We start from the raw sequence: 18,541 nt of genomic DNA, 5'->3' as shown, positions 1-18,541 counted from the left end.
GACCCTTTCACGCGACAACTACCTTGACGCTCACCGCACTCCTGCATGCGCGCATTGGTGAGTTGCTGTCACTAGAATGGAAGCGGCTTCGCGCCGCTGACTCATCCTGGCCACACCCCGCTGGGACTCGCGGCGCCTGCCGAGCACGGCCGGGTCTTGCTTTCAAGCGCTCCGACACGTCATTGGCCGGACGATTACTGCGCACCGGCACTGCGGGTCGGGCATCTTGTTCCTTCGATGAACCGGCCCGCTCGCTCCATTTCAACAGACACTAAGGGCTCGCGACGCGATGGAGTTCCTCCAGGATATCCGGCAGCTGAGCATGATCGCTGTATGGAATAACGCGAACGTAGTACTCCCGATCGTAGCGTTCCCGGTCACTGTCGCTTGGGTCCTTCATCAATGCGTAGTGTCGTTGGGCCGAGGATCTGAATGCCTCCGCGTTCCATTTCAGTACGAGGTCGAGGTCGAGCGGATCATTCATTCCATAGCCGAGAAATAGGAACGTGTGGCCTTGGAGCAAATAGCTTAGAACCGCGCGGTATGACTGATGGGCGCGTACCTCATGATACTCACGCTCGGTCATGATTACGGTATCGTGGCGCTCTGCGGTCCCATGGATCTTGAACAGAATTTTACGGCTCGATCGCAGGTCACTGAGCGCAAGGTCGGCATGGTTCCAGGTATAGACTTGCCTACGCGGCGTCTCCCCCACCTCTTCAATAAGCGAATCATAATTGGTGGTAAGAAGGGCGCGAACTCCCAGTTGACAGAGTGCTCGGTGTACCGAACCCGGTGCAGAGGTCACGGGGCGAAAAATATCATTGAGCGCTCTCTGATAGTCACGGTCGAGTGCCGTTCTCAAGGAACCAAGTTCCGCCAGCATGTTCTCGAGACGCATGCAGTTCTTGAAGAAGTCGCGCTTGGTCTGAATAAGTTCCGCATCGAGCACATCTAGGCGTTCGCAAGCATCAAGCAGTCGTTTGGGCAAGTCCTGCCATGTTGGGAAGTTGCCCTGAACATCTTTGCCGAGCGAAAGACCCGAGCCGGCACAGATGGCCAGCGTATTGGTGCGGTAAGCATCATGAACAGGTGTCGGAAGCAGCGGGCTCATTGGGGGCCTAGATAGGGGGAGACTTGCTAGGGGGACATTACTGTCGGCGCCAGCGGGCTTAACCTCAATGGAGGAGTTTCTCTCGCCAAGTCGAGGCATCGCGCGCTCGCGGAACTGAGAGGATGACTCCCTTACTTGACTGGCCGACTCCTTGAGCAGTTCCTCTTCCACGTATACCAGAAGTGGGGAGTCATAGATCTCCACTGACTCGTCAGACACGGCGCACAACATGTAGCGGGCCCAGTCGTGCCGCATAATGAGTTGTACATGCTCCGGCGCGCTTTCCTGTCCGCGCACCGAGTTTTTCAGCACCCGCTGGCTGCTCTGATCCAGCTGTTTGTAGAACTTCTCGGCTTCCCGCGGAAAGTCGCTGCAGGCATTGGCTTTCAATCGAGCTGCCCACCCAGAGGAGTGGTCCTTCAGTAGATGCAGAACCTGCATCGCCTTATGGACGCGGCGCTCCGCAAAACCATATTCCTTGACCACGGCGCGGGCCGCGACGTCGGGTGAAAGCCAGTTCTCATTGCCCCAGGCAGTCGCGACCTCCTCTATCGTTACCGGATGAGGCCGAAGCGTCGTGAAGTTGTTCGCGAAGTGTGACACACCCACTGAGGACTTGCGGATGTCCTTGGTGCTAGTGACGAAGCAGTAGACTCCAGTCTCCAAGAGGATGTCGCGCAACGCCTCGAAGATACTGTCCAGTTGCTGGTGAGAAGTCTCGACCGCATCAAGGTTTCGAAAGAACAAGATCGGCTGGTCACCGGGGCTCAGGGTTCGTAGTGCGTCCTTCACTAGTTCCTGCTGAAGGAAGAGGCTCTCCTCCCCCAAAATACTTCTCAGCAGATCCTCTGCGTCCTCAGGTGCCATCAGCTTCAGTCGCTTGAAGATCCGGGAAGCAAGGGCGAGCAGGAACTTCTTCGGGGTCCGCGGCGCGGTCGCTACATCAAGGGTCACCCAGTGCCTATTGTTCCGGGGCAGTTCGCGAGCCGCGTGCTGAGAAATCTCGTACCGGCCGCTTAGGCCGCAGCCAAATACCAGAGCTCCGCCCGCCTCCTCACGGGCCATCTTCAATCCAAGGTCCTGTGCCTCTCGCTTATTCTCCGCCGAGAGCAATTGGGGAAGGGTGTCAGGCGGCATTAGTGAGGTGGCGCAAGGCCTGTTCCTTAGTCACGGCGAGTGAGTAGTCGTACTTGGTCTGCACCAACCGCCGGACGAGAGGGAATCGGATCCGAAAGTACAGTCGGCCGTTTTCATCCTCGATGGCAATCATTTTGTATGCCGCAAGCAGCTTGCACATTGCCATCACCCGGGCGCGCGGCAGTTCGGCTCCGAGCAGTTCTTCCGAAGCCTGAAGCATCTCTTCATAGCGCACTCGCGGTTCCTCTTCAGAGGTCTTTCGGGCAATCAGAGACAGCAAGTACTCTAGCAGTGGGTGATCGCCATGATCCTTGATGGGCTCGAGCACCTTGTCATACGGTGCGGGGGCCTCAGCGACGCTGTCCGAGGGCAGGCTACGCCGCACTGCCTCGCGCACATGCCAGCGGCTAACGAGATCCGAAGGGCGCTCCAGTAGTACGTTACACAGTCGGCTGCCGAGCATCTGCACGAAGAAAGGGAAGCCACCCGTGACCTCGAAAACCTCCCGCAGCGCCGAGGCGTTGATTGTGATGGGCCGTCCCTCCAGGCTGGCGAAGGGCTCCTGGAGGATCTGATCGCACTCCTGCTGCGACATACTGTGTACCGGCTGCTGCTTAATACTTCCGTGCAACGGGTTCTGGTAGTCGGCGAACATGGAACTGCAGCGGTCCGACCCTGATAGCAGCCAACGGAATGTTCGTAGGGGTCCCTCGCCTGGTGAGAGTAGCGAGCGCATCATGTTGAAGAAATCATAGACGTCACGCCGATGCGCCGAGCTCTCCCAGAAATTGACGAGATAATCCAGTTCATCAACCACCACCACCATGGTCTGGGGCGCCAACTGGCGCGCCATCTCCTCAAGAATTTCCCGCAGGAAGTCTGTTGGGAACGGGGCCTTGCTGAACTCCTGATGGACATTCTGCTTCCAGCGAAACCCCGTGAAGCCTAGGCGTGCCGCAAGGAGGGTTCCCCCCACAGTGCTTTCTAGGAGTCGGGTGGCCAAGAAGGAGCAGGTCCGCCATGGCGCCAGCGGAGACTCCTGCCCATCCCCTCGACCGCTGTACTGCTTGAAGTCGACGAAGGCGGTCGCAGCGCCTCGCTCCTTAGCCCGCTCAAGGAAGACGCGCGCGAGCGAGGTCTTGCCGATCCGGCGCATTCCCATGAGAATCAGTCCCTCGGGTAGTTCCTGGTCTAACAGACGTAGCTGAAGTTCCTCAAGTTCGCGCTCTCGGCCAAAGAAGTTCTGGCCGACCTTGCTGACTTCGTTGCCCGACTCGCTGAACAGCTGTTTGAGAGTGGCGCGCTCAAGCACGGGGATGGCGGTCCGCGCACGTGTGGGTATGACAACATTGAGCAGCTTCTCGTACGAGCGCTCGTCGTGGCTACGATATGTGATGCGTAAGCCAAGGGTGGTGCTGCCTTGGTCATCCGGTGAGCGCAGTCGGCCCTGCACTCGGGAAATGGTCGTCTGGCGCGGATGAAGGAGGTCCTTAGTTAGAAGCAAGGGCTCGTCTTCACCCACAACAATCTGGCTCTGGGACTGCGAGGTGACCCGCATCTCGTCGATGATGTCGATGCCTCGGTTCTCAAGCGCAAGGACGAAGTCCACCGTGGAGCCCTCCACCGTGGCGTGTGTCTCCTCCAGGAAGATATGGAGCTGGGGCGGATCGCTCGGGACGTTCAGCTCAACGAGCGCTTCCTTGATACCATCGAGGGTTGCGGCAAACGACTTGCTCAGCTTGGAGTGTTGGGCGAGTAGGAGACGGCGCAGGAGCTGATCCCGCTGGGTGACACGCTGGGCACCGATGGAGCGACCAAAAATGGCTAGGTTGCTACGGACAAGGTTCCAGGTCTGCTGTTCACCATGTGGCATGGCCTCCTCGCTACGGCCGGAGCGGGCTAGATGGCCGAGGAAGTCGAGCGCCCACTCGTGATCCTCGGCAACATGGGAGCTGAGAAGATAGCTGAGCTGACGGCGGGCATTGAGATCAGCCTCGGTCCGTAGCAGGCCCGCCAAGTGCTCGGCGATCCAGCCCGGGCTCTCCTCCCAAAGGCTGATCCGCCGCAAGCTCTGGACCAAGGCCCGCTCGGAGTCGTCCGTCGGCAGCATCCAGCATACGCCGAGCAGACGTGCGAGATGCTCGCGCGCAGTGTCTGCGGCCAACGCGGCTTTCAGGTGCTCGGGGGTGACGGAAGAGTTTTTCAAGAATGGCGCGAGCCACTCTGCGGACGCGGCCTTGTGCTCTACTGGAACGCGGGCGAGCAGATGGGTAGCCACCAGCAGCACTACCGCGTGCATTGGATCCTCTGGCGGACGGGGAACGCCTACCTTCCGTACCTGCCACTCCACTGCCCAACGGCGCTGAAGAAAGAACGCCACCTCGCAGCACTGGCGAGCGGCATCTCCTTCGCCCGCGTAGGCGTACTCAAGTGCCCGCACCCGGGCAAGCTCAGCCAAAAAGGCAGTGCGCTGGACGGGGGCGTCTCTGGGTACGGAGAACTCACGGAGAATGGCGAGGCGGCGAGCGACCTGCGCCGGGTCCGCGCCGAGGGCTGTGTATTCTTTGCGGAGCGCAGTGAAGCGGTCCGACTGTTGAATCGCCCGGGGCGTATTGGGAGGTGATAGCAGCACGACGAGCCCTGGTGGCTCATTGCAGAGCTTAGAGTCCCTTAGCTGTTGCTTGGCCTGCTCAAGCCCAGCGGCAACCGCGTCCCACTGCTCAGACACTAGAGAGCCCTTAATATGCTCCAAGTGTTTCTCAAGTGCAGCGACGTCGAAGAAGTCCTGCCGCTTGCGCGCGGTGTCCTGCTCGAGCCGCTCAAAGGCTTGGTGAAATGCGGGGCGCCGACTCTCGGTGTCCGTCTCCTCCGTGCTCTCGAAGCTCCCCATCTTGTCGAGAAACGCCTTGAGCGCGCTTTTACCGGTGTCGTCATTGTCGGCGGCGTGGTCGATGGCAAGGCGGAACGCCTCCAAAGCCAAGACGAAGCGGCTGTCGGCCATGGCTGCCTTGCCTAGAGTAATGCACCGGCGCACGAGGGGAGAATGAAGCTTGCCTGCCTCCTCAAGCGCATTCACCCGCATGTGGAGCTGGTTGGCTGCGACACGGTTCTGCTCGGCTTGATTACTGACCCCGACGCCCAGCTCCGACAGCAGCCGCATAGCCTCTTCGGTGTCGATGTCCCCCGGCTCCCCATCGGAGAGCCGACGATGCAGGTCTGTTAGGAGCTGGGAGGCGGCGGACGCGTCGTACTCCTCCTGGGCGGCATGCCGCAGCAGATCTTCCGCTAGATCGCATATCGTACGTAATTCCCCCAGACGCGCATCGTGGTTGAACTTCGCAAGTTTGCGAATGAAGGGGGCCGCTGCCACTCCGAGCTGCTGGCCGCATGTTCGCTGATCTCCGAGGCGGGCCGCGAAGTAGGCACGTAATATGGGCTGCTCCTCCAATCCCATGGAGGAAACCACCACCCGCTCCAGGAGCTGTCGGGCCAGCAGAAGGCGCTGCTTACGAGTCTGGGCGCAAGAGGCATCCAGCCCCTTCAGTAGCCCCGGCACCGAGAACCACTCTGTGTCCCAGCTGAGATCGCCGGCCAGGTGTTCGTGTTCACCGGGCGCACACTTCACCCCCCCAAGAACACAGCGTGCGACTAGAGATTGATGCACAGACATCAGTGGCAGGTGATTCCGCAACCGCTCGCGAGCTTCCTCCGCGTGAGAGTGGGTGGTCAGCTCCGCACGCCGTGCCTCTACGATGTCTCGCAGCGCTCGATCGTAGCCCTGGAGTTCAGCAACAAACTTCTGAAACCGAGTTCCTTGGGTGGGGTCCTCTTTGCCCTTGGCGGACTCCCAAATGAGGCTGCGCAGCTTCTTCTCGCGCACTTCCTGGAACTCAATGGCCTCAAGCGCTTGCGGAGACTGGGCCTGCTCGATGAGTGGAATCTGCTGGCGGATAGACTCTATGAAGCCCTCTTCGAAGGAGCGCAGGTTCCAATTTCTCCATCGGTCCTGGTTTTTCTGCACGTTGGAGAACCAGGTGCCAAGTTCCGAAATCAGCTTTGCTGACGAGCCCCCGCTCTGGGCAACAGCTTCCCCTCCGTGCTCAAGTGCGTCCGCCAGAAGCTGGGCCAGTTCGGTCGGGTTTCTAGGTAGAGCGTTAATGAGCGCCGCCGCTCGGTCCTTGCGTTCCAGGTCCTCGGGCGCCGCCAACGCCGCCTCGACCATTGAGAGCGCCACTAGCCAAGCACGAGGGGCATTCGGTGGCGGCTGTCCCGAGGGCTCCCATCTTGGCATGAATACTAGGATCCGGGAACGCGCTGCGGCGCCCTTCTGGGCTACTTTGAGATAGAGCGTGTCCAGGATGGTCCCAAGACTTTCAGTCGAGGACAGACAGTGGGCCAGGACAAAGGCGGTCTCGGCCTCCCCCTCTCCGGCCAGGGCGTCACAGAGCCGCCCAGCAACGGCGAGCTGCGGGGGGCTGGACTCGACATCCTTCCGGAGTTCGACGTCCTTGCGGATGAGCGTCCACAGCCATCCAGCCAGCGCGGCGCGGCTGCTCCGTGCGCTCGTGTCCCCTCCCTCGATTCCCAGCAGACTGAGCACCTCGTCCACCTCAGCCGCGCGGAGGCGAAACTGAGTCAGCCGCTCCAGATAGACGATGGGGGGCACAGCCTCAGGATTGTCGAGCGCCATCCAAATATCGGGCTTCTGCCCTCGCGTACAGGCAAGGATCACCGCATCCTCCTCTATCTGGGGACGGCGAAGGGGCTGCTCCCAGACAGCATCGTGCGACGAAGGCATGGCGGTCGCGACAGCTTCGGCGACTGCCCGGGCGTCCGCTTCGTGCTTCTCTTTGAGCTGATGTTCGATTGCGGCCGTCCACTGCTCTAAGTAGCGCGCCTGCTGCTCGCGCTCGACAATGGAGGTGGCCTCTCGCGCCTCAAAGCGTTGCAAGGAAAGGCCGGCCTGTGTTGCGCTCTGCCAGATTTGGTCGGCCCCAGTCCGGGCTGCCTCCAGCCGCTGAAGTGCGGTTGAGAGGGCTTGCACTGACTCCTGTAACCGCTGTTGGAATAGGGTCAGTCCCTCGCATGCGGCCTCGAGCCTGTAGGTCTCAAGTGCAGCCTGGACGCCATCCAGGGCCTCTCGGGCCAAGATGCCGTCACTACCGAGCGCGGAGCCATCAAGGTCCAAGCAAGCCTGCTGCAACCGCGCTCCTAGCTCGTGGATGTGACGCTGGCGCTCCTGGAGCTGGTGTCGGAACACAGCGTTCTCGGAAACAAGCCAGGGGTGTAGCCGCGCGAAGTCCTCTGCTATCGCAGGCTCAGGCGGCGGCTCAGCGCCGAGTTGTTTCAGGGACATCCGGAGCGAGCGCCACTGGGCTACCGTCTTGTTTGCTGCTTGCTGCAATTGGAGGAGCGCTTGCTCACACCCGGCGACAGCTTCGCGCAGGGCAATCAGGTTGGTCGCAGCCGCTGGGGCGCAGGGCAGCTCGATCTCTAGCAGCGCGTGAAGCGCGCCTCGTGCTTGCTCGAATTCGTCAAGTCGACGCCCGAAGTCTTCTTCTACCAAGACTTGCTCGGGCGAAATCTCGATGAGAGACGAACTCGCAGCTGAAGAGGGCTCCTGCGTCGTCCCTACCGAGGAGTGCAACTGGACCTGCAAGTGGGGGGGCACGACCTCCGGGCCAAGTCGCGGCCTCGTGGGGCTCGCCACGGAAGGAACCGGCCGGACCTTGAAGAACTCGTGGAAGCCTGCCCCGAGCGAGAGCAAGGGGCGGACCAAGGCGGGTGCATCCTCCGGCTGCAAGAGCCCGAATGCTAGAACGAAGAGCGCTAGATACTCTTTGTCGGAGTATGCTTTGAGTGCGCCAGTGGTCCGCAGCGGCCTGCAGTGACGCTTAACGAGCCGGGCGAACTCCTTCGGGTCCAGATAAGGGATCCCGTTGCGCAGACTCTCCGCTGGTTTGATGGATTGGCCATACACACCGCGCGCTTTCAGGCATAGATGAAAGTAAAGATTGAGTTCGAAGCCACAGACCTTCTCCCCCTTGTGGCTCGTGGGCACAGAGGTCTGCCTCAGGTGCTGGCGGAACCCGGGGAGATTGAGACGGTTCCTCAGCACAATGTACGCTGGGCTGCGCGGAGATGGTGCCTGCCTGTCGGGACCGGTGAGGTTGGCTAGTAGAGACAAGCCAACCTTCTCGTAGACGCGGCGGACCAGCTCCTTGTCCACGGCGGGAGGCAGAGCACCATCTGGATTCAGCGGTGCGTAGTCAGAGAGCAACTGAGGGTGAGTGGCGACCTCAGTGGCAGACGCGCCTAACGGATGGACGTCCTGGGTCATCTCTGCCCCCTGCTTCAGCTTGGTCATGCAACTCCCCGTCAGCACACGTAGAGCGTACTATCGTTGGATTCGATGGGGCCTTCAAACTCATGAGTGGAAGTTGGGCGCATTTCTCTCTGGAGTTGGAGTGCGACAGCGGTGTTCAGTCGGACGAAACTGCATAGCCGCATTGAATGTACCAGCCTTCGGCATTGCGCTTGGCAGCGTCTTCGGTTTTTTCGCGAATTTAAGCTTCGGGCGTGCGGGCATTGCAGTCAGCCAGCTTGCCGAATGACTTGTGCGAGGGTCGGCTTGGACTTGAAGCCTGCCTCATTCAGGGTGCACTTGCCCGGATTCGGTGGACAGGTGGGTTAACTACCCAGTCACTTGAATCCGGGTGGCCGCCAGATTCTACGGTCAGGCTGACACCAGCACAGCTGCGCCAGCTGAACGGGGCGCTGGGCGCCTACCTTGACGAGATGGACTCGGCATGGGGCGGCTGGAGGGACGGTGGGCGTCACCCGCTTCCGTGGACACCCCCAATGTGATGGAAGGGTGTTCGATGTCGGAGAGCAAGAAGCAGCAGAGGCGGCAGCGACGTAGCTTCAGCCCGGAGTTCAAGGCCGGGGCGGTGAAGCTGGTGCTGGAGGAGGGCAAGCCCATCGCGGAAGTCGCGCGGGACCTGGACCTGACGGAGACCGCCTTCCGCAAGTGGGTGGAGCAGGCCAAGGCGGACCGGGGACAAGGCAAGCCCGGCGCGCTCGCCAGTGAGGAGCGGGCGGAGCTCTCTCAACTGCGCAAGCGCGTGCGCCAACTCGAGATGGAGCGCGACCTGTTAAAAAATGCGGCGGCACACTCAACCGGTGAGTGCAAAACCCTGAGTTCTTCCGGTTGAGAGGTTGTCGGCATGCAAGTAGCGAAGAGGAGGGGGCTCACTCCGAGTGAGCGTGCGGAGCTGTGGAAGCAATGGAGGGAGGGGCAGTCTCTGAGCGACATCGGCCGCGCGCTCGGTAAAGCCCCTGCATCCGTCTTCGGCTACCTGGCGGCCCGAGGCGGCATTGCTCCCGCTGCACGCAAGCGTCGTCCGGACGCACTCACGGCGGCTGAACGTGAGGAGATTTCCCGTGGCCTCTGCGCCGGACACACGTTGCGCGCTATTGCCAAGAGTCTCGGCAAGGCGCCCTCCACCCTCACCCGAGAGGTGGCCCGCGACTTCCTGCCGCCAGGGCCCGGCCGCATCTGGGCTAGCGACATCACCTACGTGTGGACCGCCGAGGGCTGGCTCTACCTGGCCGTCGTCCTCGACCTCTTCAGCCGCCGCGTCGTGGGCTGGAGCATGGGCGAGAGAATCGACCGGCAACTGGCGCTCGCCGCCCTCGACATGGCGCTCACTGGACGGACGGCCCCTGCGCTCCATCACTCTGACAGAGGGAGTCAATACGCCAGCGAGGACTACCGGCGGCGGCTCGCCGAGCGCGGCATCACCTGCTCGATGAGTCGCAAGGGCAACTGCTGGGACAATGCCGTCGTCGAGAGCTTCTTCAGCAGCATGAAGTTGGAACTCGTCTACACGCGCAACTTCAAGACGCGCGCGGAGGCGAGGCTCGCGCTATTCGAATACATCGAGGTGTTCTACAACCGCAGGCGTCGTCACTCCTCACTCGGCTATGTCAGCCCAGCCGAGTACGAGCGAACGACTGAGGCACCGAGGCAGGCAGCGTAGTCAACCTGTCCACGAAAGCGGGTGACTCTCAAGCATGCGCATCCTGTCGCTCCCAACATCGTGGCTCGCGACTTCCTCCCTCCCGCGCCCAATTGCACCTGGGCAGGTGACATCACCTACGTCTGGACTGCTGAGGGCTGGCTCTACCTGTCCGTGGTGCTCGACCTCTTCAGTCGCCGCGTCGTGGGCTGGATCATGAGTGAGTCCATCGACCGGCAGCTGGTCCTCGCCGCGCTCGACATGGCGCTCGCGGGGCGGGAGGCACCCGCGCTGCATCACTCCGACAGGGGCAGTCAGTACGCCAGCGACGACTACCGAGAGCGACTGGCGACGAGCGGCATTACCTGCTCGATGAGTCGCAAGGGCAACTGCTGGGACAATGCCGTGGTGGAGAGCTTCTTCAGTAGCCTGAAGATGGAACTCGTCCATCCGCGCAGCTTCCGGACGCGCGAGGAGGCCCGGCTTGTGCTGTTCGAATATATCGAGGTGTTCTACAACCGCAGGCGCCGTCACTCGTCGCTCGGCTATGTCAGTCCCGCTGAGTACGAGAGGACGGCTGAGGCGCAGAGGCAGGCAGCGTAGTCAACCTGTCCACCGAACCGGGTGATGCTCACCCGAGGGGCGTGCCCGCTGGACGGTCCGCCTCATTACGCAGGAAGCGGTGCGCCGGGGCCTGGTTCCGAAGGTTGGGCGAGAAACCGTGCGCGAGCTCCTCCTGCGGCATGACTTGAAGCCGTGGCGGGAAAATGTGGTGCGTGCCAAAGTTGGACGCCCAATACGCCGAGCGAATGGAAGACGTGCTGGCGCTGTACCAGCGGCCCCTGTGTCCTACGGAACCCGTTGTTTGCTTCGATGAGCGGCCCGTGCAGTTGCTGGAGTGGGTACGCCCAGCATCGCCTGCCAGCCCCGGGCGTGAGGCACGTCGGGACTACGCCTACTTCCGCTGTGGCACGGCCAATCTCTTCTGCACGGTGGAGCCCAAGGCGGGGTGGCATTTCGTAAAGGCCACACCCAATAGAAAGAGTCCGGCATTTGCCGAAGCCCTCCAGGACATCGCCAAGAGGTACCCGGAGGCGAACACCATTCACCTGGTGCTGGACAACCTCAGTACCCACAGCCGCCATGCGCTGGAGGTGCGGTACGGCGTACGTGCAGGGCGTCGGCTCTGGCGTCGATTCACTCCACATTACACGCCCGTCCACGGCAGTTGGCTCAATCAGGCGGAGGTGGAGATTTCCCTGCTCTCCCGTCAGTGCTTGGGGGGAGGCGGATCCCCACGCTCGACAAGCTCCGCTGCGAAACGCAGGCCTGGCAGAAATGGGCCAACTGCCACCGGATCCGGATTCGTTGGCGATTCACCGTGCCGAAGGCTCGAGCGAAGTTCCATTACCAACCCACAGACTTCACCCGGTCATAGGACTGGATATCCGTTGTTACTATTCTCGGCAGCCAGCACGCAGGGGAACCGGGAAATCACGCCGACAAGCGCGCAGCTCTCATTCGCGACATCGTCGACGCGGTGGTAAAGGCGCTCGGCGGCGCAGGGAGCCGAAGAAGCGCAAAGCCGCGCCGTCCGGTGCGCCTCCTTCACTTTCCGAGTCCGACAGTGAGCCTCTTGCCCCAGAGAAGCGCGCCGAGGTCACTCGGACCCAGCTGAGTCATTGAAATCACGCAATACATGCATTGTGAAACAACGTGGCTAGCCGTGAAACATCGGTGGGACGTCTCAGACCCAGGTCGTAGCCCCAGGGGGCTTCGGATTTGTCGGGGGGATGGGGTAGGCTTCTTTGCGACACGGCGGAATGGGACCGCCGGGTTTGGGCCGGGGTGTTTCGTGGAAGAAGAGATCGTCTATCGCCACACGGTGGAGGGGGTGTTCCGCTCCATTGGTGATCGGCTCACTCCGGAGCTTCGGACGAAGCTGAAGGACGTGGGCCTGGACCTGGATGCTCAGTCTCCGCACCACACCCCTCGGAAGACCTTCGCGGAGGCCATTCGCGTCACCGTCGAGCACCTGTACCCGCAGCTCGACATGGGCGAGGGCTACCGGCGCCTGGGCATCGGCATCATCCAGGGGATGGAGCAGACCGTGCTCGGCAAGTCGCTCGTGTCCATGTGGCCCATCTTCGGGCCCGAGCGCGTCGTGGTTCGCATCCAGGAGAGCTTCTCCACCGTCAACAACTACATGAAGTCGGAGCTGCTCACCCAGGGCCCCGGGCACCACATCATCCGCGTCAACGAGTGCAACGGGAACCCGGGCTACCTGCGTGGTCTCATCGAAGCGGGCCTTGCCCGTGCCGGCGCGAAGAACCTTCGCGTGGAGCCCTTCGACTTCGACGGCCACGCCTGCTCCTACCGCATCCGGTGGGGCGGCTGAGGCTTGAACCCAGGGAGTTCCCTGGAGCCGGGCAATCCCAGAACTCCGACGCAGTTCCGGTGCCTGGGAAAGACAGACAGGCTTGATTGATGTTGCGTCGGGGCTGGTGGACGGCCGTGGCGTTGTGATGACATTACCGCAGGCCGCCGTTATCGAGGCGGGACTGGCCAAGGCCGGGGCCCGGAGCCTCCGGGTGGAACCGTTCGACTTCGACGGACATGCCTGCTCCTACCGCATCCAGTGGGATCCCTGATAAAACGGGGAAATGAAGAAATTCGCCTTCGCTCGACACCGTGTGCTGTGTTTCGCTGGCGCCTTCCTGTTGTCCCTCTCCTGTGGTCCGCAGGATGACCTGACTCCGGACCTGGATGAGACCGGCGAGGTCTCCCAGGCGGCCCTGGCTGCCCCGACGTTGCTCGAAGCCGTCCCCGGCGACGGGCAGGTGACGCTGAAGTGGACTGCGGGCCCTGCGGGCACCCAGGGCTACCAGGTGCGGTTCCGCGTGGGCTCCGGCTCCTGGGTGTACCGGGGCGCGGGGACCTCCACGACCTACGCCGTCACCGGACTCACCAACGGCACGAAGTACGAGTTCCACGTTCGCATCAAGGGCTCCACGGGGGACACGACCTCCGGGTACTCGAACGGCCTGTCCGCCACGCCCATCGCGGACGAGTGCTCCGGCTCCTCCGTCCGCCACATCACCGTCACCGGCGCGGGCTCCAAGGACGGCCTGACGGCGCAGACGGCGGGCACGCTCTCCAACCTCAATGCCTTCATCCAGGCGGTGGGCCCCGGCGGCATGGTGTGCATCCACGGGGGCACCTACGGCACCGGCACCACCGTGTCCCAGGGCGGCGCCCTGGGCGCCCCCGTCACCATCAAGGGCGTGGAGGGGCGGCCCATCTTCCAGTCCACCTTCCAGGCCTCCACTCGCGCGAAGACGGGGCCCGTGGCCTTCACCGTGAAGGCCAGCAACCTGGTGTTCCACAACCTGGAGTTCAGCCACGTGGGCACTTGCTTCAGCTTCAAGGCCGCGACGTCCGTGGCCCACGTCACGCTCAGCCAGTTCCGCGCGGAGAACGTGGCCACCTGCGTGGACGTGGAACGCTCCAGTTCCACCGCCTTCACCGACCTCACCATCCGCGACGCGATGATCCTCCAGTTCACTCGCGGCGGCATCTTCCTCGCGTCCGGGACGAACCAGTCGCTCGTGGAGGACGTCTACGTCGATATGGAGCCGGAGCAGATTGGCGGGCAGGGGAGTGATTACCCCGTGGGCATCGCCCTCTACGACACCACGAACAACGTCACCCTGCGCCGGGCCACGGTGATGAACGTCACCGGCATGCAGACGGGCTACACCCAAGGGGACGGCATCGACGGAGAGAGCACCGCCAGCGACGTCGTCCTGGAGGACAGCTACTTCCGCGGCAACGAGGACGGCTGCGTCGACACCAAGGTGCGCAACATGCTCATCCGCAACACCGTCGCCGCTGAGTGCAAACGCAACTTCCGCCTGTGGCAATCCGTCTCGCCGGGCCCTCGCGTCGAAAACGTCAGCAGCTACCAGCCTCGCGATGGCCACTTCTTCATGCACTCCGGCACCACCACGGCCAAGGACATCGCCGTATATTCCAGCAACGGCGCGAAGCTCGTGGCCTATGACTGCTCGTCCTCGTCCCCCTGCACGTTCAACGCTCAAGGCATCCGGGGAACGTTGCTCGATGCTGCGAAGCTCAACGCCACCGGCACGGTGACGGGCAACGCGCTGGTGTACGGACAGTCCGTCACCATTCCTCCCGTCCCCAACCCCACCTCGTTCACTCCGTAGAAACGACAAGGCCCCCGGATCCACTCAGGGATCCGGGGGCCTTCTTCGTGGCCGGCGCATCAGGCCAGGTCGAACAGCAGGGCCTCCAGCGGCTCGGAGGCGGTGAGCACGAGGCTCGACTCGTCGGACACGGCGACTCCGTCACCGGCCTTCAGGGCCACGCCGTTGAGCGTGCCCGTGCCCCTGGCGATCTGCACCCAGGCGTGACGCCCCTTGGGCAGCGTGTACTCCGCCTTCTCTCCCGGGCTCAGCAGCGTGCTGTTGAGCAGCACGTCCTGGTGCACCGTGAGGCTGCCGTCTCGGGCGTCCGGGCTGACCACCACGCGCCAGCGTCCCTGACGGTCCTTCTCCGGGAAGAACTTCTGCTCATACTCCGGCTTCAGGCCCTTCTTCTCCGGGATGATCCAGATCTGCAGGAAGTGGACGTCCTCGTTGGAGCCGTTCATCTCGCTGTGCATCACGCCCGTGCCGGCCGTCATGCGCTGCACTTCACCGGCGCGCAGGAGCCCCTGGCCTCCCGTGCTGTCACGGTGCGCGATGGCGCCGCTCAGCGGGTAGGTGATGATCTCCATGTCCCGGTGCGGGTGCGTGTCGAAGCCCTCGCCAGACTGCACGCGGTCCTCGTTGATGACGCGCAGGGAGCGGAAGCCCATGTTCTCGGGGTCGAAGTAGCTCGCGAACGAGAAGGTGTGATGCGAATCCAGCCAGCCGTGGTTGGCGTGACCGCGTGCTTCGGAAGGGCGAACGTTCATCATGGTGTGTGCTTCCTTTCGAGACACAACATGCGCTTCCAAACGCCACTTGGCCAGACACGAACCTCGGGACACATCGTTCCATCCGCGGAACGAAACGCCGGCACTGTCTCAGCGCTTCGCCCGCTTGAAGGCTTCCTGGTTGTGGGGCCAGTGCTCGCGCAGCACCTCCACGAAGGCCATCACCTTGGGCACGTGGTGGCGCGTGGGCGGGTAGACGGCGTGCACCGGCGCGCCCGTGGAGCTCCAGTCCGGCAGCACGCGCTGGAGCCGCCCGGACGCCAGGTCCTCGATGCATTGCTGGCCCGGGATGAGCGCCACCCCGGCGCCCAATGACGTCACCGCGCGCAGCATGTCCGGCTCGTTCACCACCAGCCGCCCGGAGACCTTCACTTCGACGGAGCGCCCGCCCGCGTGCAGCGTCCAGACGTTTCCCTGCACCGACTTGCCGAAGAAGAGGCAGTCGTGCTTCGCCAGGTCCGCTGGCGCCTTCGGTGCGCCCCGCGCCTGGAGATAGCCGGGCGAAGCCACCACGAGCCACTCAATGTCCCCCAGCCGCCGTGCCATCAACGACGAGTCCGGCAGCCGACCGGCGCGCACCGCCAGGTCGAAGCCCTCCTCCAACAGGTCCACCGCCCGGTCCGTGCAGAGCAGCTCCACCTGCACGTCCGGGTACTTCTCCATGAAGCGCGCTACCAGTGGCGCGAGGAAATGGACGGACAGGGGTGTTGTCACGCGCAGCAGGCCGTATGGCCCTGCTTGCAGGCGTGTCACCGCCAGCTCCGCGGCCTCCGCTTCCGCGACGATGCGCTCGCAGTGCGCGTAGTACGCGCGGCCCACCTCCGTCAGGTGCAGCGTGCGCGTGGTGCGCTGGAGCAACTGCGCGCCTACTCGCTCCTCCAACTCGGACACCTTGCGGCTCACGGTGGACTTGGGCATGCGCAGCGCCTTCGCCGCCGCCGTGAAGCTGCCCGCCTGGACCACCCGGGCGAAGATGAGGAGTTCGTTGAGGTCCATGGCCCTTCCCTCGAGCAGGCGCAGGACTGTTCCAGCCGTGGAACAGTGCATCCTGTTCGTCCCGTCTAATCGGGAACGTGGGGGGCCGCTACCTTACGCCTCGTTGAAACACACCGCCGCTGCCGCGGCGCACACGACAAGGAAGACGACCATGGCCACCACCTCCTGGAACATCGACACCACGCACACGGGCATCCACTTCAGCGTCCGCCACATGGTCGTGGCGAAGGTGCGCGGCAGCTTCACGAAGTTCGGCGGCACCCTCACCCTGGATGACGCGAACCCGGCGGCCTCGGCGGTCTCTGTCTCCATCGAGTCGGCGAGCATCAGCACCGGCGTCGACCAGCGAGACAACCACCTGCGCTCGCCGGACTTCTTCGACGTGGAGAAGTTCCCGGCCATCACCTTCCAGAGCACGAAGGTGGAGCCCTCCGGCAAGCACCTGAAGGTGACGGGTCAGCTCTCCATCCGCGGCATCAGCCGCGAGGTCGTCCTGGAGGCCGAGCAGCTGGGCATCGCCAAGGACCCGTGGGGCAACACCAAGGCCGCGTTCGAGGCCAAGACGTCCATCAACCGCAGCGACTTCGGACTGACGTGGAACCAGGCCCTGGAGGCGGGCGGCGTGCTGGTGGGCGAGAAGATCGAAATCGCCCTCGAGGTCCAGGCCGCCCAGGCGCAGTCGGGCGAGAAGGCGGCCTGAACCTGGGGACTGCTACTCGACGTCGAAGGACGTCAGCACGAAGTGCACGTCGGACTCCGCGCCCGAGCTGACCGTCGCGGTCGCCGGGCGCGCGATGTCCGTGGTGAAGGACACGCCCGCGGGCGCCACCAGGTCCACCTGGTAGGTGCCGGGCAGCAGGTACTTGAAGTCCGCCACGTAGCGGGTGGCCGTGCTGGCGCGGAAGGACAGCGTCTCGCGGCTGCCGTCGGCGTTGATGAGCACCGCGGCGAAGCTGCCCAGCTGCGGGAAGCCCATGGGCAGGGACACGCTGCCCGCCTCCAACGTCACCTCCACGTTGCCGGAGAACTCCATGTCCGCGCCCTTGATGATGGGCCGCATGACCCACTTGCCGGAGTTGCCGGCCTCCTTGCCGAAGCTCTGCGCCACGTCGAAGTCCACCAGGATGACCTTCTGGTCGTCATCGCTGGTGATGGTGACGTCCGCGTCCTTGTCGAACTTCACCTTGAGGCCGGAGCTGCTGGCGCTCGGCATCTGCAGGTCTCCGTCCACCTGGGCCCCGTCGGGCAGGCCCTCGTAGTTGGCGGAGGTGGCGAAGATGCGGCTCGTGCCGTCCTGCTTCACCTGGATGTAGCCGCCGGTGATGACGAAGCGCAGCTCCTTGTACGTGCCGGGCGGCACCTCCGCGTCCTTCACCAGGTCCGCGGTGTCGTTGGCCAGCGTGAGCAGGTCGGTGGTGACGGGCTCGCTCAGGAGCACCACGTCGCCCTTGCCGTCTTCTCCCTCCACGCTGCCCTTCAAGTAGACCTTCGAGATGGTCACCACGGCCTTCTCGATGCCGTCGCCCGGGGCGTCGGTCAGCTTCAGGGTGACGTGGGCCTTGCCGCTGTCGCCGCAGGCCGCGAGGAACAGGAGCCCCGTGGCCATCAGCAGGGTGGAGGTCAGGTGTCGCAGGGTCTTCATTTGTAAGCCTTTGTTGGAATCGGGGATGAACGCGGGAGGAGACCCTCCCGCGTCCGGACCGGCCACGGCGCTGTGTCAGCCGATGACCGGCCAGCACCCGCCTTCCTGGCACGACAGCGAATTGCAGCAGGTCTCGTCGCCTTCGGTGGAGCACTCGCCGCCTTCGGGGGTGCACTGGGGACCGGCATCGATGCCACCACCCGAGCCGCCGTCCGTCGTGCCCGCGTCGGGCTCGCTGGTGCCACCGTCCGTGGGCGGTTCGCCTTCGTCGTCGCAGGCGCCCACTGTGTCGCCGTGGCGCAGGTGCGCGGCCACCGCGGGCACGCCCACTGTGATGGTGTGCGCGTTGGCGGGGTTGCCGGGCGGAATGTGGCAGAGGGTGATTCCCGTGTTGCCTCCCGGCGCGGTGCCGCCATCCGCGGCGGGCGCTTCTCCGGCGGCGCCGCCCAGGTTGTCATCGCCCGAGACGAGCGACGGATCCTCCGCCTCCGTGGGGCCTCCGCAGCCCAGGGACAGCATCGTCGCGCACAACACCATCCATGCCGCGGAAGAGCGAGCGGTCGGGATACGCATGGTCATCCTCCTGTGAAACGAGGCGGTGGGGGGCCGCTCGGGGAGCGGAGTGCCTC

At 63.5% G+C, this 18,541-nt stretch carries 12 protein-coding genes and 1 pseudogene; 7 read left to right on the top strand and 6 right to left on the bottom strand.

Going from position 1 to position 18,541, the window contains the following annotated elements; all coding sequences use genetic code 11:
- Window positions 1–271: 271 nt before the first annotated feature.
- Window positions 272–2,179 (bottom strand): SIR2 family protein, encoded by a 1,908-nt coding sequence (locus tag D7X99_RS00730; RefSeq protein ID WP_158626890.1) that lies wholly within the window; start codon window positions 2,177–2,179, stop codon window positions 272–274.
- Between the two features lie 61 nt (window positions 2,180–2,240).
- Window positions 2,241–8,618 carry an ATP-binding protein gene (locus D7X99_RS00725; RefSeq protein ID WP_147475983.1) on the bottom strand — a complete coding sequence of 2,126 codons (6,378 nt, stop codon included), beginning with the start codon at window positions 8,616–8,618 and terminating at the stop codon, window positions 2,241–2,243.
- Window positions 8,619–9,132: 514 nt separating this feature from the next.
- On the opposite strand from D7X99_RS00725, the pseudogene D7X99_RS00720 reads away from it, so the two are divergent.
- The 6 genes and pseudogenes from D7X99_RS00720 (at window position 9,133) to D7X99_RS00690 (ending at window position 14,501) form a co-directional block, all read left to right on the top strand.
- A pseudogene (locus D7X99_RS00720) lies at window positions 9,133–10,293 on the top strand (IS3 family transposase).
- 21 nt (window positions 10,294–10,314) lie between these two features.
- On the top strand, window positions 10,315–10,875 hold the full coding sequence (locus tag D7X99_RS00715) for an IS3 family transposase (RefSeq protein ID WP_304997195.1): 561 nt from the start codon (window positions 10,315–10,317) through the stop codon (window positions 10,873–10,875).
- A 164-nt stretch (window positions 10,876–11,039) separates the two neighbouring features.
- A complete protein-coding gene (locus tag D7X99_RS44600) occupies window positions 11,040–11,819 on the top strand; it encodes an IS630 family transposase (protein ID WP_121775992.1) in 780 nt (259 codons plus the stop codon).
- 308 nt (window positions 11,820–12,127) lie between these two features.
- Window positions 12,128–12,670: a DUF2378 family protein gene (locus tag D7X99_RS00700; RefSeq protein WP_121775991.1), complete on the top strand. Its 543-nt coding sequence runs from the start codon at window positions 12,128–12,130 to the stop codon at window positions 12,668–12,670.
- 127 nt (window positions 12,671–12,797) lie between these two features.
- The gene (locus tag D7X99_RS44185; protein ID WP_253905958.1) at window positions 12,798–12,923 is read left to right on the top strand and encodes a DUF2378 family protein; all 126 of its coding nucleotides are present in this window, start codon (window positions 12,798–12,800) and stop codon (window positions 12,921–12,923) included.
- Window positions 12,924–12,935: 12 nt separating this feature from the next.
- Window positions 12,936–14,501, top strand: a complete 1,566-nt coding sequence (locus D7X99_RS00690; RefSeq protein WP_121775990.1) for a fibronectin type III domain-containing protein — start codon at window positions 12,936–12,938, stop codon at window positions 14,499–14,501.
- 59 nt (window positions 14,502–14,560) lie between these two features.
- Here D7X99_RS00690 and D7X99_RS00685 read toward each other — a convergent pair whose 3' ends face one another.
- Both D7X99_RS00685 and D7X99_RS00680 read right to left on the bottom strand, forming a co-directional pair.
- Window positions 14,561–15,256 (bottom strand): pirin family protein, encoded by a 696-nt coding sequence (locus D7X99_RS00685; protein ID WP_121761670.1) that lies wholly within the window; start codon window positions 15,254–15,256, stop codon window positions 14,561–14,563.
- A gap of 108 nt (window positions 15,257–15,364) precedes the next feature.
- Window positions 15,365–16,270, bottom strand: coding sequence for a LysR family transcriptional regulator (locus D7X99_RS00680; RefSeq protein ID WP_121751618.1), 906 nt, complete (start codon window positions 16,268–16,270; stop codon window positions 15,365–15,367).
- A gap of 151 nt (window positions 16,271–16,421) precedes the next feature.
- Here D7X99_RS00680 and D7X99_RS00675 point away from each other — a divergent pair, with 151 nt between their 5' ends.
- Window positions 16,422–16,970 (top strand): YceI family protein, encoded by a 549-nt coding sequence (locus tag D7X99_RS00675; protein ID WP_121775989.1) that lies wholly within the window; start codon window positions 16,422–16,424, stop codon window positions 16,968–16,970.
- 12 nt (window positions 16,971–16,982) lie between these two features.
- Here D7X99_RS00675 and D7X99_RS00670 read toward each other — a convergent pair whose 3' ends face one another.
- Window positions 16,983–17,912 (bottom strand): DUF4382 domain-containing protein, encoded by a 930-nt coding sequence (locus tag D7X99_RS00670; protein ID WP_120594600.1) that lies wholly within the window; start codon window positions 17,910–17,912, stop codon window positions 16,983–16,985.
- Window positions 17,913–17,987: 75 nt separating this feature from the next.
- On the bottom strand, window positions 17,988–18,485 hold the full coding sequence (locus D7X99_RS00665; protein ID WP_120594599.1) for a hypothetical protein: 498 nt from the start codon (window positions 18,483–18,485) through the stop codon (window positions 17,988–17,990).
- Between the last annotated feature and the right edge of the window lie 56 nt (window positions 18,486–18,541).

This window comes from Corallococcus sp. AB032C, assembly GCF_003668935.1.
Lineage (GTDB): Bacteria > Myxococcota > Myxococcia > Myxococcales > Myxococcaceae > Corallococcus > Corallococcus exiguus.
Note: the sequence above shows the minus strand (reverse complement) of the source record. Positions and strands in the feature narration are given on the sequence as shown.

Excerpts from the sequence above, each read along its gene's own strand:
- D7X99_RS44185 (WP_253905958.1), top strand. The coding sequence starts at position 12,798 with ATGACATTACCGCAGGCCGCCGTTATCGAGGCGGGACTGGCCAAGGCC.
- D7X99_RS00670 (WP_120594600.1), bottom strand. The coding sequence starts at position 17,912 with ATGAAGACCCTGCGACACCTGACCTCCACCCTGCTGATGGCCACGGGG.
- D7X99_RS00690 (WP_121775990.1), top strand. The coding sequence starts at position 12,936 with ATGAAGAAATTCGCCTTCGCTCGACACCGTGTGCTGTGTTTCGCTGGC.
- D7X99_RS00680 (WP_121751618.1), bottom strand. The coding sequence starts at position 16,270 with ATGGACCTCAACGAACTCCTCATCTTCGCCCGGGTGGTCCAGGCGGGC.
- D7X99_RS00665 (WP_120594599.1), bottom strand. The coding sequence starts at position 18,485 with ATGCGTATCCCGACCGCTCGCTCTTCCGCGGCATGGATGGTGTTGTGC.
- D7X99_RS00675 (WP_121775989.1), top strand. The coding sequence starts at position 16,422 with ATGGCCACCACCTCCTGGAACATCGACACCACGCACACGGGCATCCAC.
- D7X99_RS00725 (WP_147475983.1), bottom strand. The coding sequence starts at position 8,618 with ATGACCAAGCTGAAGCAGGGGGCAGAGATGACCCAGGACGTCCATCCG.
- D7X99_RS44600 (WP_121775992.1), top strand. The coding sequence starts at position 11,040 with ATGTGGTGCGTGCCAAAGTTGGACGCCCAATACGCCGAGCGAATGGAA.
- D7X99_RS00685 (WP_121761670.1), bottom strand. The coding sequence starts at position 15,256 with ATGATGAACGTTCGCCCTTCCGAAGCACGCGGTCACGCCAACCACGGC.
- D7X99_RS00730 (WP_158626890.1), bottom strand. The coding sequence starts at position 2,179 with ATGGCCCGTGAGGAGGCGGGCGGAGCTCTGGTATTTGGCTGCGGCCTA.